Origin of the sequence: Blautia acetigignens, from assembly GCF_025566865.1 — a bacterium.
Taxonomy (GTDB): Bacteria; Bacillota; Clostridia; order Lachnospirales; family Lachnospiraceae; genus Blautia_A; species Blautia_A acetigignens.
In genome coordinates, this window is record NZ_JAOQJM010000003.1 from 31,929 (window position 1) to 47,144 (window position 15,216).

Here is a 15,216-nt window from a genome sequence, read left to right on the forward strand (position 1 = left end):
CCCATTATGGAAGCTCCCTTCGCTATCATTGTCCGGAAAATCAACCCTCGCTGATAGCGCCCACTGGACAGGCGTCAGCACAAGTTCCGCACTCTACGCATGTATCAGCGTCGATTACGAAATGCTCATCTCCCTGAGAAATAGCTCCTGCTGGACATTCGCTTTCGCATGTTCCACAGCTTACACACTCATCAGAAATTACATATGCCATTGTGATATCCTCCTTTAATCTCTTTAGTTCCCTCTCGGGATATAACCACATTCTAATATATCTGGCATAAGATATCAAGTACAAAATTATAAACAAAGTTTTAGAATTGTGATGGTTGCGTAAATGAACATTTGGTATTATAATGGTAGAACGTGGGAGAAACTGATTATGGAACAGTTGATTAACACCACGGTTTAATTCAAAAAGGAGGAAACAGATCATGGCACAGGTGACAAAAGATATGCTGATTGGTCAGCTTCTTCAGTTAGATCCGAATATGGCTGGTATTCTTATGGCATCCGGAATGGGATGTGTAGGATGCCCATCCGCTCAGATGGAATCTCTGGAGGAGGCTGCTATGGTACACGGAATCGATGCTGACGTATTAATCCAGCAGCTGAACGATTATCTTGCAGGCCGCTAGAGCGTGTTTGAAAAAGGCTTTCTGTAAGATGTGCGTCACAATTTGTGGGAGATTTTGTCCGGATGAGGGCGCCGTAGCGGGCTACGGCAACCGAATTCGGGCAAAATCTCCCGCAAAGTGGGGCGTGCAGATTGCGGGAATGATTTTTCAAACACGCTTTAGTATATAGTACCGTAGTTCGGTTATATACTAAGTGATAAATAAAAGGGACTGGCGCGAAATGCCAGTCCTTTTTATTTATCAGATTTGGGCGAGCTGCTGCAGTGCCTTGCGCAGGATCAGTTCTCCATGTTCTTTTAAGTGTGCTTCTCCGGCAGGAGTAAAAGCATGCCCGCTGCCATATTCAGAGAGAATATTGCAGACCTTGTTGAACTCCTCCGCAGTGCAGGAAGACTGATGTACGATCAGCTGGTAAAGTGCGTTCTCATCCTTATAAAGGGTATTCACGCCCTTATAGAAGCCGTCCAGCCCATGGGCTGCCGCAATCACATCATCTAATGTACGGAAGCTGTAAAGCCTTACAAGATTAACGGAAATCTTCGCGGCATCATCCTCATTTTCAGAAGTTCCAGAAGATGAGGCAGCCTGGTCGTTCTTTGCGCTGGCGTTCTTCTGCTTTTCAGAGGAATCCTCGCTGGAGATGGCTTTCTTTGTCTCTTCATAAAGCTTCTGGAAAATATCAATGATATTGTCAGCCCCGTCAAAGTGAAGGGCATCCGGTTTGGATTTCTTATATGGTGAAAACTTGGAAAAACGGGTGTCAAGCTCCTCAGGATCCTCAACCTTGGTGATGATCAGGACTACGCTTTCCCCGCTTATCGGGATTGCTTCTATCATCAGCGGGATGTTATCTGCTTCAAAGCCGAACTGGATCTGGGCCTGCTGCATCATTTCCCGGAAAAGCTTCTTGGCCTTGTCCGTGCCGTAGGCAAGCTCACTGATACGGATCTGGTGACTGTCCAGATCTTCTTTCGTAAGAGTGCAGCGGATCTGGGTATCGCTGATCTTTTCAATTTTCATATGATCACATCCTGTTCTTTGTGGTATCAAATATCATTATGTCTTGATTTCTCATTGTATAATATATGTTTCAAAAGTGCAATAGGAAAAAAACAGGTAATTTCCTCTGTAATTATTAAATTTTTCAAAACAGTCCAGGAAAAAAGAATAAACTCATAAAAAGCTCTTGCATAATGGCTGGGGAATCCGTATAATGAGGGACAAGAAAAAAGACCGGACTGGGGTTCACAACGGATAAGCAGGACAGCTAACCACAGTTTCGTATTAAGTATTAACACAGACATCTAGTTTTTTCTAAAAACAGCGTCGATTTATCAGGCAGCATATCTGCTGCAGACGATGTTTCCATTCCCAGAAGATGAAAGGAAGCCTTAGTCTCTCTCTTTTTTCTGCACCATGATTCAGGTGTTTTCTGGATCCATCAAGGAAGAAAGGAGGATAGGACACGAAGCGTATATCACGATCAGGAAAGGAAAAATCCTGCAGATTGCTGGAGGAAGAACTTGCCGGATATGAGAAGTTGGGTGTTTCCCTTTATCTGGAAGGTGAGCCAAGTAACTCCACAGCCATTGCAAAAGCCTGTCAGATTGCAGATGGCGGAGGATATATGCGGGATTACACGGAAGATGAGAAAGGGCATATTGCCCGTGTGGACTTCGATTTTGTAATCGATGAGCCATGATGGGATGCCGCCTGGGGCGGCATATCCGTTTTGTAAGCCATAGGCTTTACTCCTTAAAGCCGGGACCCTTTCGGAACTGCAGTTTCCCCCTACTCATGCTTTTCACTGAAAGGGTTTCCGGCAAAAATAAACAGGTAATAAATAATGTAAACAAATTGTAAAAAGTCGAATTTTGCGATACAATTCCACGAAAGTATGCTATAATGAAAAATAACTTTGGGCCAATTCCCATTGAAAAAGACTTATACCGAGAGGATAATATTTATATGAGGCGAAGAAGAAGGCGAAGAATAAATCCTGTAATCATAGTCGGTCTGCTGATTGCTGCGGTTGCAGTGATCGGAATCGTCACAACCCTGATCATGCGGCGCATTCCAACGAAGAAACAGATGGATTTGACAGAATATTACGGACAGACAGGTGAATCTGAGGCTGTGATCATTATTGGCACACAGATCCTGGAAGAGAAGGCAGCCATGTCCGGTGAACAGCCGTACCTTCCGGTTGATGTGGTAGACAGCTATCTGAACCAGCGCTATTACTGGGATGAAGAAGGACAGCAGATTCTTTATGCTACTCCGTCAGAACTGGTATCTGTACCTGCATCTTCGGAAGCAGGCGGTGACGTATGGCTGAAGGATGGAACTGCTTATCTCAGCCTTGATTTTGTGAAAAGATATACAGACCTTGATACCTATGTGTACCAGCAGCCTAACCGTGTAGCCATCCAGAAGGATTTTTCCGGCATTTCAGTGGTAACTGCAAATAAGGATACGTATGTGCGCTACAGAGGCGGAATCAAGGCGGAAGTCCTGAGCAAGATTAACAAAGGCGATAATCTTCTGTTTATGGAAGAACTGGAAAACTGGGTTCAGGTTGCCACCTGGGATGGCTATATCGGTTACGTGGAGAAGAAGAGCGTAAGCGACGTGCAGACTGTGATTATGGACCGTACATTTGCAGGGGAGGATTACACCTACCTGACCATGGATCAGCCTGTGAATCTGGTATGGCATCAGGTTATGTCCACAGATGCCAATGCAGGACTTTCCGATTCTATCCAGAATATGACAGGGGTGAATGTGATCTCACCTACCTGGTTCTATGTGTCAGACAACAGCGGCAATATCATTAATAATGCCACGATCGATTATGTCAGCACAGCACACGACAGAGGCCTGAAGGTTTGGGGACTGGTAGATAACTTTACTCAGGATATCAGTACTTATGAGGTTCTTTCCAAGACCAGCTCCAGACAGAATCTGATCACACAGCTGGTGAATGCAGCGGTTGGTGCCGGCATCGACGGAATCAACGTTGACTTTGAGCAGCTTAGCGAGGATGTGGGAATCCATTTCCTGGAATTCCTTCGTGAGCTTTCCATAGAATGCCACAAGAATAACCTGGTTCTGTCAGTGGACAATCCGGTACCGGAGGATTTCACCAGCCATTACGACAGGGCAGAGCAGGGCCGCGTGGTGGATTATGTAATTATAATGGGATATGATGAGCATTATGTAGGTTCTGAAGAAGCTGGTTCCGTAGCATCCCTTCCATGGGTGGAGAAAGGAATCCAGGATACCATCGCAGAGGTTCCGGCAGAACGTGTGATCAATGCAGTTCCATTCTACACAAGACTGTGGAAAACAGAGGCAGGTACCTTATCCAGTGAGGCAATCGGCATGGATACTGCCCAGGAAGTGGTAAGCACCAACAATGCCCAGGTATACTGGGACAGCGATGTAAGCCAGAATTACGGAAGCTTCGAGAAGGACGGCTGCACTTACCAGATCTGGATCGAGGATGCCCAGTCTATCGCAGCCAAGGTACAGCTGGTGCAGACCTACAATCTTGCAGGCGTCGCAGCATGGAAGCTTGGATTTGAGAACAGCGGCATCTGGCAGGTAATTACAGACAATCTGTCAGGAAGTACTGCCCAGTAAGACTTATGTAACTGTGAAGGCAAGGAATGGTTACAGTTTTATACACCAATGATAAAAACACTCTCTGAGACATATACTGAATCATGTATGTGCCAGGGGGTGTTTTGTGTTGAAAAAGCATGCAATGGAACTGATCATGGGCTGTCTTCTGCTCTTATGCTTTTACTGTCTTTCCAGGGAAGCTGCAGCGGTGTCAGCCAGAATGAGTCAGAAGAAGGTGATTGTGGTGGACTGCGGCCATGGAGGAATTGATCCGGGAATGATCGGGATCGATGGGCTTAAGGAGAAGGAATTCAATCTTGCCATAGGAATGAAATTAAAAAAGGCTCTGGAGGATTACGGCTATCAAGTGGTGATGACCAGGGAAACAGATACCGGACTTTACGATGAGGATTCCCAGAACAAGAAAGCCCAGGACATGCAAAAGCGAATTCTCCTCATACAAAAGGTGGATCCGGTATTGACGGTGAGCATTCACCAGAACAGCTATGAGGATCCGGCTGTAAAGGGTCCGCAGGTATTCTATTACCGGGATTCTGCACAGGGGGAAGCGCTGGCGAAGAAAATCCAGGAGAAGCTGAACGAGAATCTTGAGGTGGAGCGCCCGCGGGAAATCAAGGGAAATACCACCTATTATCTCTTAAAGAGAAGTCCGGGAGTCCTGAATATTGTAGAGTGTGGTTTTCTTACCAATCCGGAGGAGGCAGCCAGCCTTTCCTCAGAGGAATATCAGGAGAAGGTGGCCCAGGCGATCGCAGACGGAGTGAAAGAATACATAGAAGAAACGCTTTAACCTCCCAGGCATGAATAATACACTTTTCAGAATCCATGGATTCTGCTATACTGGAAAAAAATAAGTGAGGAAATACCATGTTAGGATGTGTTTATCTGATTCTGGCACTGCTTCTTGGACGTGAGATTGCCGGAAATCTTCTGTCATGTCAAAAAATAAAAGAAAAAGGAATTACGCCTTTCTGGGTGCTGTTCTCAGCAGCCTATGGATGCGGCGTGCTGCTTCTGACCTGGGCTGTTTACATAGCGGCATGGTTGCTTAGCGTGTATGGAGGCTCTAATACGCCGCTGTTTGGAGCGAACCTGATCGTTATGACAGCTGCGGCCGTTTTTCTGGCTTACCTTGGTTACAGAAGGAGGGAAGCTTTAAAGGACTGTAAGAAGAAGCTGCAGGCCATGCTGCCGCCGTGGAAGGAAATTTTGTTTTTTGTGCTGCTTCTTGGAGCAATTACCTGGATTATGTATTATGTATTTCATATAAGTGACGGCGTCCTGTATTCCGGCTTTTCTGTGTTTGGGGATTATGCGCCCCACACTGCCATGATGAGGTCCTTTTCCCTGGGAAATAATTTTCCTACCCAGTATCCCCATTTTGGCGGACAGGATGTGAAATATCACTTTATGTTTCAGTTCCTGTCCGGAAACCTGGAGTATCTGGGAATGCCCATTGACCTTGCATACAACAGTGTGAGTATTCTGTCACTGTGGTGCTTTTTCATGATGCTGTATTCCCTGGCCAAAAGGTTTTGGGGCAAAATGAGCGTTGGGGTTCTGGCTGTATGCTTCATGGTTTTCAGAAGCGGAACTGCCTTTTTCCAGTTTGCTTATGAGCATATACAGGCTGGAGACCTTCTTGAGACCCTTTCGTCTAATTCCAGTTTTATTGGCTATACAGCCAATGAAAACTGGGGACTGTGGAATTTTAATGTGTATCTGAATCAGAGGCATCTGGCATTCGGGCTTCTGATCGTGGCGCTGGCGCTGTGGGTTTTCCTGGAATGGCTGGAGGCAGGATGCACGCATGAGGAGAAGGAGCTCCTCTGGCTGAAGAACCGTATTTCTTCCAAAGAAGCCTGGAAATGCCGGAAGCCGGAGACGGCGCTTCTGATGGGAATGCTTCTTGGGCTGTGTGCGTTCTGGAATGGAGCGGCAGTGATTGCAGGGCTTCTGATCCTGATGGGATTTGCTGCTTTTTCTGACGGAAAGCTGGATTATGTGATCCTGGCTTTGGTGACGGTAATGTTTTCAGAAATCCAGTCCAAGATGTTTGTGTGGGGAAGCGTGGTTTCTCCGTCTTTGTATCTGGGATTTCTGGCGGAGGATAAATCCGCTTTTGGTGTGGCTGCCTATTTGTTTGAAATCAGCGGCATTGTTTTCCTGGGTGTTGTGGTACTGCTGTTTTTTATGAAAAGGATGGAAAGGGCAGCAGCGGTAAGCTTTCTTTTTCCGGCTGCTTTTGCATTTTTCGTTTCCCTGACGCCGGATGTGAATGTAAATCACAAATATATTATGATTTCCTACGCCTTTCTCACGGTTTTCTGGGCTGGAGCGGTATGCCGGATGTTCCGGAAAAAGTGGCCCTTCAGGGTACTTGGGGTGATTCTTGCCCTTAGCCTTACGGTTACAGGAATTTATGATTTTGTGGTAATATTAAAGGACAACGATTCCTCCCACCGCGTAGGAGTGAAGCTTCAGAGCAATCTGACTGCGTGGCTGGATGAGAATCTTGGGAAGGATGATCTGCTTCTTACGCCGGAATACAGCATGAATGAGGTGACCATGGCCGGGGGAATGCTGTATATGGGATGGCCTTATTATGCATGGTCAGCAGGGTACGATACCTATTACCGTGCAGAAAAGGGAGCTTTGATGTACACCACTGCAGACCCGCAGGTACTGAAGGATACAGCAGAAGCAGAACAGATTACATATATCCTTTATGAGGATGGAATGACATATGAGGAAAAGGAATGCAGGGAAGATGTGATCGCAGAGACTTATCCTCTGGTTTATCAGTCAGATGATGGGAGAATCAGAATTTATGGAACAGAGCAATGAGAAAAAAAGAAAGATACAACTGATCGTCAAAATCCTGCTGGCAGCAGCGGCGCTTGGAGTATCTGCCTTTCTTCTGAAGGGAGATGTGTGGACCTTCTGGACCTGGTGGCTTCTGGCTGCTGTGATGGGCTTTGCTGCTATGCCTGTGACTGGCAGTCTGTTCTGGCGCTTTGAGGACAAGGGCTGGATTTTTTCCAAGGTTCTGGCTGTGGCAGCTACGGGATTTATCACATGGTTCCTGGTTTCCATTAAGCTGGTGCCTTTTACCGGGATCACCTGTGCGGCTGTGACTGTGATATGCGCAGTTCTTTGTTTTTTACTTCTGAAAAAGGAATCAAAAGAGAAGATTGAGTGTTTTCCAGTAGAGAAGATTTCTCTTGTATACTGGGAAGAACTGATCTTTTTCCTTGCATTTCTTTTGTGGACTTATGTGGCTGGATTCCACCCTGCCGCATATGGCACAGAGAAGTTTATGGATTATGGATTTATGGAAGCCATGATGAGAAGCACAGTTCTTCCGGCAAGAGATCTGTGGTATTCAGAAGGGCACATTAATTATTATTATGGCGGCCAGTACTTTGCCGTTTTTCTTACCAAGCTTTCCCATACGAAGGTGGAGCTTACCTATAACCTGATGCGTACTTTTGTGGCTGGACTTGCCTTTGCCATGCCTTTTTCCCTGGTTTACCAGATGACGGTGGATCGCATGAAGGGACAGCCAAAGGGGGAGAAAATCAAGAAGCGTCTTCCGTTTATTGCCGGATTTACCGCAGGTACGGCGGTCTCTATTGCGGGAAACATGCATTACGTGATCTATGCACAGATCATTCCCTGGATCCAGAAGCTGACCGGACAGGAAGTGAGCAGTTACTGGTTCCCGGATGCGACCCGTTATATTGGATACAATCCATACAGGGAGGAAGACCGGACCATTCACGAATTTCCCTGTTACTCCTTTGTTCTTGGGGATCTTCACGCCCATGTGGTGAACATTATATTTGTACTTCTTGTAATTGCCCTTCTCTATGTGTGGTTAAGGGGCGTGCGCAAGAAAACCGTATCCGCAGAGGTTTCCATGAAGGATGGAAGCTTCTGGAAGAAGCAGCTTCTGATGCCTCATCTTCTGGTGATCAGTGTGCTTCTTGGAATGTTCCAGTGGACAAACTTCTGGGATTTTGTGATCTATTATGTGGTGACCCTTGGAACTGTGCTTTTTGCCAATATTATCCGGTTCCAGGGCAAGATTAAGAAGATTCTGGCAGTGACTCTTGCGCAGATGGCGGAGATTTATCTCATCGGCTATCTGGTAATCCTGCCCTTTACTCTGCAGTTTGATACCATGATCGACGGTGTGGGAATTGCCAAATATCATTCCTATTTCTATCAGCTGATGGTGCTGTGGGGACTTCCGGCAGTGCTGACCATCACCTTTGTTGTGTCAATGCTCTGGGAAAAGCTGCGCAAAATGGAACACAAAAGCCTGTACCGTCTTATGAAGGCCATGCGCACGGCAGACCTGTTTGCCATTATCATGGGACTTTGCGCCATGGGACTGGTGATGATTCCGGAACTGGTATATGTGCGTGATATTTATGAGAATGGAAACGCAAGAGCCAACACCATGTTTAAGCTGACTTATCAGGCGTATATTCTTTTCGGGCTGACTATGGGATACGGAATTTACCGCCTTCTTGTGGTTACAAGGCAGAAAATATTTAAAGTTATCGCAGGAATCTGCCTGTTTTTCCTGGTATGGACAGTGGGATATTTCGGAAAAAGCGTGAATTCCTGGTTTGGAAATGTGCTGGATCCATCTGGCTATAAGGGACTTTATGCCCTTGGATATCTGGAGACGGATTTCCCGGAGGATGTATCTGCAATTACATGGCTGAAGGAAAATATCGAGGGTGCCCCGGTGGTACTTGAGGCAAACGGGGACAGCTACACTGGATTTGAACGTGTGTCTGCATCCACTGGTCTTCCCACCATTCTTGGCTGGTATGTTCATGAGTGGCTGTGGAGAAATGACACGGAAGACCTGAATGTGAAGAGCACAGATATTCGGAATATTTATACTTCAGAGAGCGAAGAACAGGTGAGAACCCTTCTGAAGCAATATGATGTTTCCTATATTTTTGTAGGCTCCAAGGAACGGGAGAAATACGAGGATGCACTGAATAATGCACTGCTTCAGAGCCTTGGCGACATTGTATTTATAGATGAGGATTCGGGAACCTACATTGTGAAGGTAGATTGACACCGGTAAAGAACTGGTGTTATAGTAATGAGGAATGGCAGCTGTGCAGAGCCTTTTGGGGAGTACACTCTGGCATCATGCAGCTGCCAATATTGAAAAATACAAGCTGCAGCCTGCTGCAGCGAAAAGAAAGCTGGATGGAAATGAAAGCAGAAATAGTAGCCATGACGGCAGAGGCCATTGATAAAGAAGCCATTGCCAGAGGCGGAGAAATATTAAAAAGGGGAGGCCTGGTGGCTTTCCCAACAGAGACAGTTTACGGTCTTGGAGGAAATGCCCTGGATCCTATGGCCTCTAAAAAGATTTATGCGGCCAAGGGACGTCCTTCTGACAATCCTCTGATCGTGCATATTGCAGAGATGGAAGCACTTGCTCCCATTGTAAAAAGCGTCCCGGAGAAGGCGAAGATTCTGGCCAAAAAGTTCTGGCCAGGTCCCCTTACCATGATTTTTGAGAAGTCTGATCTGGTTCCCCTTGAGACAACAGGCGGGCTGGAAAGCGTTGCAGTGCGTTTCCCAAGTGATCCCATTGCAGCAGCTTTGATCCTTGCATCCAGCGGATATGTGGCAGCACCAAGCGCCAATACTTCCGGGCGTCCAAGCCCTACTACGGCACAGCATGTGGAGGAAGATCTAGGGGATGCCATTGATATGATCATTGACGGCGGTCCGGTTGGAATCGGCCTGGAATCTACTATTGTGGATTTTACAGAGGAGGTTCCAGTGGTGCTTCGTCCCGGATATATTTCCCTGGAAATGCTCCAGGAGGTTCTTGGAGATGTGCGCATGGACAAGGGGCTGATAAAGCCTGACAGCAACATCCGTCCTAAGGCTCCAGGCATGAAGTACAGGCACTATGCGCCTAAGGCAGATCTTGCTATTGTGGAAGGCCCCACAGAAGAAGTGATCAAAGCCATCAATCAGTTTGTAAAAGAAGATGCTGCCAACGGTCTTCAGTCAGGAATCATTGCCACAGAGGAAACCATTTCCCAGTATCCGGATGGAATTGTGAAATGCATTGGAAGCAGAGCGGCAGAGGAAACCATTGCCCACAATCTGTATGAGGTTTTAAGGGAATTTGACCAGTGTCAGGTAAGTAAGATTTATTCAGAGGCTTTTTATACACCCAAAATGGGACAGGCAATTATGAACCGACTGTTAAAAGCAGCCGGCCATAAAATAATAAACGTAGGGGGAAGTAACCAATGAGAGTTGCATTAGGAAGTGACCACGGCGGATTTGAGCTGAAACAGGAGATCATCAAATATTTAGAGGAAAAACAGATTGCGTACAAGGACTATGGCTGCCACAGCACCGAGTCTACGGATTACCCGATTTATGCCAAGAAGGTTGCACACGGCATTCTGGATGGCGAGTGTGATCTTGGAATTCTGGTATGCGGAACCGGAATCGGCATTTCCATTACAGCCAACAAGATCAAGGGAATTCGTGCCGCTGTATGTACAGACTGCTTTACCGCAGAGGCAACAAGACTTCACAATGATGCCAACATCCTTGCACTTGGAGGACGTGTGGTAGGTCCTGGACTGGCTGTTAAGATTGTGGATACATTTTTGAATACTCCGTTTTCCGGAGATGAGAGACATATCCGCAGAATCGCACAGATCGAGACCGAGTAGGAAGGAGAGCTTCTATGGAAAATACAAACCGCAAGCAGATGGATCCAAGAGCCGCCTACGCAGCTACCCACAAAAGAGAGGGGTATCTGACCTGGGATGAATATTTCATGGGTGTTGCCATGCTTTCCGGCATGCGCTCCAAGGACCCCAATTCACAGGTAGGGGCATGTATTGTCAGCGAGGACAATAAGATCCTGTCCATGGGATACAACGGATTTCCAAAGGGATGCTCCGATGATGCCTTTCCGTGGGCGAGAGAGGGCGAGCCTCTGGACACCAAGTATCTGTATGTTACCCATAGTGAGCTGAATGCCATATTAAATTACCGGGGCGGCAGCCTTGAAGGAGCCAAGATGTATGTGACTCTTTTCCCGTGCAATGAATGTGCCAAGGCAATCATCCAGGCGGGAATCAAGACCCTGGTCTATGACTGCGACAAATATGCAAGCACCCCATCCGTTCTGGCCTCCAAAAGAATGCTGGATGCCGCAGGCGTACGCTATTACCAGTACACAAGGACCGGACGGAAAATTACATTGAATGTATAGAAAAAAGTTAGGTATCTGCCATATTGACTTGTTCATCTTGTGTCAATATAGCAGATGCTTAATTTTTACTGTGCTGGCTATTGTTCACAACCTGCCCAGTAACAGGAATAAAACGTCTTTTTCAAATTCCGTACTTGACACCTGGAACTATTTCGCATAAAATATACAGGAGTTGTAGCTGTTTGGCATCTTTGATCATGTTTGCCGGATGGCTGCCAGGAATTTTATTTAAATAATGAAAAAGCAATGAAGAGAATAGTACATGAGGAGCAATCTCAGAGAGAAATCCAGCTTCTGGAACATGTCTTTTGCAGAAATGATTTTGCAGATACGGCTCCAGGACAATGGTGTGAGGATTTTGTGCGTGAATCATGGAACCGGCCTCCAAGCTCCGTGCAATTGAAGTACGGCGTATGTCCCACGTTACCGGGACGCTTAAGTGGGCAGCAGGAAATGCGCATGCGGAATTATGGCGTAGATCTGTTGCTAATCAGGGTGGTACCGCCGAAGCCTTTCGGTCCCTTATACAGGGATGAAGGGGCTTTTTTTATGTAAAAAAGTAACTGTTCGCAGCGGCGCAGCTGTGAAGGTACTGAACAGTTTTTAGAAAAGGAGAAAGAATCATGGCAAAAGAGAAGAAAATGGTAGAAGCCATCACTTCCATGGATGTGGATTTTGCACAGTGGTATACAGACGTTGTAAAAAAAGCTGAGCTTTGCGGCTATACCAGTGTAAAAGGCTGTATGGCAATCAAACCTGCAGGATATGCAATCTGGGAGAACATCCAGAAAGAGCTTGACCGCAGATTTAAAGAGACAGGCGTAGAGAATGTATATATGCCAATGTTTATTCCAGAGTCCCTTCTGGACAAAGAGAAAGATCACGTAGAAGGATTTGCACCGGAAGTTGCATGGGTTACCCATGGCGGACTTGACCAACTTCAGGAGCGTCTTTGCGTACGTCCTACTTCCGAGACCTTGTTCTGCGATTTCTATCAGAAAGAGATCCAGTCCCACAGAGACCTTCCGAAGGTATACAACCAGTGGTGTTCTGTTGTTCGCTGGGAGAAAACAACCCGTCCGTTCTTACGTTCCCGTGAGTTCTTATGGCAGGAAGGCCACACCGCACATGCAACAGCAGAGGAAGCCAAAGAGCGTACCATCCAGATGCTGAACCTGTATGCGGACTTCTGTGAGGAAGTACTTGCAATCCCGGTTATCAAAGGCCAGAAGACAGACAAAGAGAAATTCGCAGGTGCAGAGGCAACCTACACCATCGAGTCCCTGATGCATGACGGAAAAGCACTTCAGTCCGGAACCAGCCACAACTTCGGCGATGGATTTGCAAGAGCATTCGGAATCCAGTACACAGACAAGAACAATCAGCTTCAGTATGTGCACCAGACCTCATGGGGAATGACTACCCGTATGATCGGTGCCCTGATCATGGTTCACGGTGACAACAGCGGACTCGTACTTCCGCCAAGAATCGCTCCGGTTCAGGCAGTTGTGATCCCGATCCAGCAGAGAAAAGAAGGCGTTCTTGAGAAAGCTGAGGAGCTTACCCAGATCCTTAAGGCAGCTGGAATCCGCGTGAAGACAGATGCTACAGACAAGAGCCCGGGATTCAAATTCGCAGAGCAGGAAATGCGCGGTATTCCAGTAAGAATCGAGTGCGGTCCGAAGGATATCGAGAACGGACAGGCTGTTATCTGCCGAAGAGATACTAGAGAGAAATACGTAGTGAAATTCGAAGAGCTTGCAGCAAAGGTACAGGAAGTTCTGGATACTATGCAGAAGGAAATGCTGGAAAGAGCAAGAGCTCACAGAGATGCCCATACCTATGTGGCAACAAACTACGAAGAATTCAAGGAAACCATCAACAACAAGCCTGGATTTGTGAAGGCTATGTGGTGCGGCAACCGCGAATGCGAAGACAAGATCAAAGAGGATGTTCAGGCAACCTCCAGATGCATGCCTTTCCAGCAGGAGCATTTAAGCGACGTGTGCGTATGCTGCGGAAAGCCTGCTAAGAAAATGGTTTACTGGGGACGTGCTTATTAATTCACAAAAAGTTCTGGAAAGTGCCTGTGCAGATATACAGACACTGGAAAGTATTGGGGCAAAATATTTTGCCCCAATTTTTGTGAAGAAGGAAAAATGTGTCTGGAATTATGATTTATCAGATGAGGCAGGTGATTACTATGAAATTTGAAATTCCATCAAAAGTTGAGACTATCATCCATACACTGGAGGCAGCAGGCTTTGAGGCCTATGCAGTTGGCGGCTGCGTCAGGGACGCGCTGCTTGGAAGGACGCCCAATGACTGGGATATCACCACCTCAGCCACACCGGAGCAGGTCAAGGCCTTATTTCACAGAACAGTGGACACCGGAATCGCCCATGGCACTGTGACGGTACTGCTGGATAAGGACGGCTTCGAGGTAACCACCTACCGTGTGGACGGAGAATATGAGGATGGCCGCCACCCAAAAGAGGTGACCTTTACCGCAAGCCTTGAGGAGGATTTAAAGCGCCGGGATTTTACCATCAATGCAATGGCCTATAATCCGAAGAAAGGCCTTGTGGATCTGTTTGGAGGCCAGGAGGACCTGGAGAAAAAAGTGATCCGCTGCGTGGGGGATCCTCTGGAGCGTTTTACAGAGGATGCTCTGCGAATCATGCGTGCAGTCCGTTTTTCTGCCCAACTCGGCTTTTCCCTGGAGGAAAATACAAGAAATGGGCTGGCAGTTCTGGCTCCGAATCTGAAGCATGTGAGCGCGGAACGAATCCAGGTGGAGCTGGTGAAGCTTCTTGTTTCTCCACATCCGGATTACCTGCGGATCGCCTATGAAGCTGGTGTTACCAGGGAATTTCTCCTGGAATTTGACCGCTGTATGGAGACACCTCAGAATACTCCTTACCATTGCTATAACGTAGGAGAGCACATTCTTCACAGCCTTTTGTACGTAAAGGAGGATAAGGTGCTGCGCCTGACCATGCTTCTTCACGACATTGCCAAGCCTGACGTGAGGACAACAGATGAAAATGGCAGAGACCATTTCAAAACCCACGCAGTGCTTGGGGAAAAGATGGCGAAGAAAATTCTCCGCCGCCTGAAGTTCGACAACGATACCATTGCAAAGGTAAGCCGTCTGGTACGCTGGCATGACCTGCGTCCTGCACCGGTTCCTGCGGATGTGAGAAAAGCTATGAATATCATTGGCGAGGATCTTTTCCCTATGTGGATGGAAGTCCAGTATGCGGATAATAAGGCCAAAAGTGATTACAAAGGCCAGGAAAAGGCAGCCCGCCAGGCAGGTGTGAGAAAGACCTGGGAAGAAATTGTAGAAAAAGGCCAGTGCGTATCCTTAAAAGGGCTTGCAGTCACCGGAAGCGACCTGATCGCCGCCGGCATGAAGCCTGGAAAAGAAATGGGCGAGGTGCTTCATAAGCTTTTGGAACAGGTTCTGGAGGATCCGGATCTGAATGAGAAAGAAACTCTTCTGAAGCTGGCTTTTTCCAACCGGAATCGCTAAAGCCTGTCCGCCAGATGCCCCGTAGCTTTTGGCACCTGGCCCCACTGCATTTTAGAATATCGAATCCCTCCCCCTCATAAGATAGAAGGTATCTGATGTACTAT

General features: G+C 47.0%; 15 protein-coding genes and 1 pseudogene. 12 read left to right on the forward strand and 4 right to left on the reverse strand.

The genetic code is table 11. The features are described from left to right. Positions 1-40: 40 nt before the first annotated feature. Positions 41-211 (reverse strand): DUF362 domain-containing protein, encoded by a 171-nt coding sequence (locus tag OCV70_RS05360; protein WP_173766387.1) that lies wholly within the window; start codon positions 209-211, stop codon positions 41-43. A gap of 220 nt (positions 212-431) precedes the next feature. Between OCV70_RS05360 and OCV70_RS05365 the strand changes: the two genes are divergently transcribed. Then, positions 432-635, forward strand: a complete 204-nt coding sequence (locus tag OCV70_RS05365; RefSeq protein ID WP_117851487.1) for a DUF1858 domain-containing protein — start codon at positions 432-434, stop codon at positions 633-635. Here the strand turns inward: OCV70_RS05365 and OCV70_RS19640 are convergent. Beyond that, positions 568-726, reverse strand: a pseudogene (locus OCV70_RS19640) (DUF6783 domain-containing protein); the annotation flags it as partial. The gene OCV70_RS05365 and the pseudogene OCV70_RS19640 overlap by 68 nt on opposite strands. On the opposite strand from OCV70_RS19640, the gene OCV70_RS19645 reads away from it, so the two are divergent. Then, complete coding sequence (locus tag OCV70_RS19645; protein WP_317259451.1) at positions 664-804, forward strand: DUF6783 domain-containing protein; 141 nt, start codon at positions 664-666, stop codon at positions 802-804. The pseudogene OCV70_RS19640 and the gene OCV70_RS19645 overlap by 63 nt on opposite strands. Before the next feature lie 71 nt (positions 805-875). On the opposite strand, the gene OCV70_RS05370 is transcribed toward OCV70_RS19645, so the two are convergent. Then, positions 876-1,655, reverse strand: coding sequence for an adaptor protein MecA (locus tag OCV70_RS05370; RefSeq protein ID WP_021924523.1), 780 nt, complete (start codon positions 1,653-1,655; stop codon positions 876-878). A gap of 487 nt (positions 1,656-2,142) precedes the next feature. On the opposite strand from OCV70_RS05370, the gene OCV70_RS05375 reads away from it, so the two are divergent. The 8 genes from OCV70_RS05375 (at position 2,143) to OCV70_RS05410 (ending at position 11,574) form a co-directional block, all read left to right on the forward strand. Then, a complete protein-coding gene (locus tag OCV70_RS05375; protein ID WP_021924524.1) occupies positions 2,143-2,337 on the forward strand; it encodes a hypothetical protein in 195 nt (64 codons plus the stop codon). A 266-nt stretch (positions 2,338-2,603) separates the two neighbouring features. Continuing rightward, on the forward strand, positions 2,604-4,280 hold the full coding sequence (locus OCV70_RS05380; RefSeq protein ID WP_173766389.1) for a glycosyl hydrolase family 18 protein: 1,677 nt from the start codon (positions 2,604-2,606) through the stop codon (positions 4,278-4,280). 106 nt (positions 4,281-4,386) lie between these two features. Further along, entirely contained in the window at positions 4,387-5,073 is a 687-nt protein-coding gene (locus OCV70_RS05385; RefSeq protein ID WP_021924526.1) for an N-acetylmuramoyl-L-alanine amidase, read from the forward strand. Between the two features lie 77 nt (positions 5,074-5,150). After that, entirely contained in the window at positions 5,151-7,130 is a 1,980-nt protein-coding gene (locus OCV70_RS05390; RefSeq protein ID WP_173766391.1) for a hypothetical protein, read from the forward strand. Continuing rightward, positions 7,114-9,387: a DUF2298 domain-containing protein gene (locus OCV70_RS05395; protein WP_021924528.1), complete on the forward strand. Its 2,274-nt coding sequence runs from the start codon at positions 7,114-7,116 to the stop codon at positions 9,385-9,387. The genes OCV70_RS05390 and OCV70_RS05395 overlap by 17 nt, the downstream gene beginning before the upstream one ends. Before the next feature lie 143 nt (positions 9,388-9,530). Continuing rightward, a complete protein-coding gene (locus OCV70_RS05400; protein ID WP_021924529.1) occupies positions 9,531-10,595 on the forward strand; it encodes an L-threonylcarbamoyladenylate synthase in 1,065 nt (354 codons plus the stop codon). Continuing rightward, a complete protein-coding gene (gene rpiB / locus OCV70_RS05405) occupies positions 10,592-11,026 on the forward strand; it encodes a ribose 5-phosphate isomerase B (protein WP_021924530.1) in 435 nt (144 codons plus the stop codon). Before OCV70_RS05400 ends, rpiB begins: the two co-directional genes overlap by 4 nt. A 14-nt stretch (positions 11,027-11,040) precedes the next feature. Next, positions 11,041-11,574 (forward strand): deoxycytidylate deaminase, encoded by a 534-nt coding sequence (locus tag OCV70_RS05410; RefSeq protein WP_330385686.1) that lies wholly within the window; start codon positions 11,041-11,043, stop codon positions 11,572-11,574. 121 nt (positions 11,575-11,695) lie between these two features. On the opposite strand, the gene OCV70_RS05415 is transcribed toward OCV70_RS05410, so the two are convergent. Further along, positions 11,696-11,947, reverse strand: coding sequence for a hypothetical protein (locus tag OCV70_RS05415; RefSeq protein WP_021924532.1), 252 nt, complete (start codon positions 11,945-11,947; stop codon positions 11,696-11,698). 250 nt (positions 11,948-12,197) lie between these two features. Between OCV70_RS05415 and proS the strand changes: the two genes are divergently transcribed. Then, on the forward strand, positions 12,198-13,637 hold the full coding sequence (gene proS / locus OCV70_RS05420) for a proline--tRNA ligase (RefSeq protein ID WP_021924533.1): 1,440 nt from the start codon (positions 12,198-12,200) through the stop codon (positions 13,635-13,637). A gap of 140 nt (positions 13,638-13,777) precedes the next feature. Then, positions 13,778-15,112: a CCA tRNA nucleotidyltransferase gene (locus tag OCV70_RS05425; RefSeq protein WP_186901628.1), complete on the forward strand. Its 1,335-nt coding sequence runs from the start codon at positions 13,778-13,780 to the stop codon at positions 15,110-15,112. Positions 15,113-15,216: the final 104 nt, after the last annotated feature.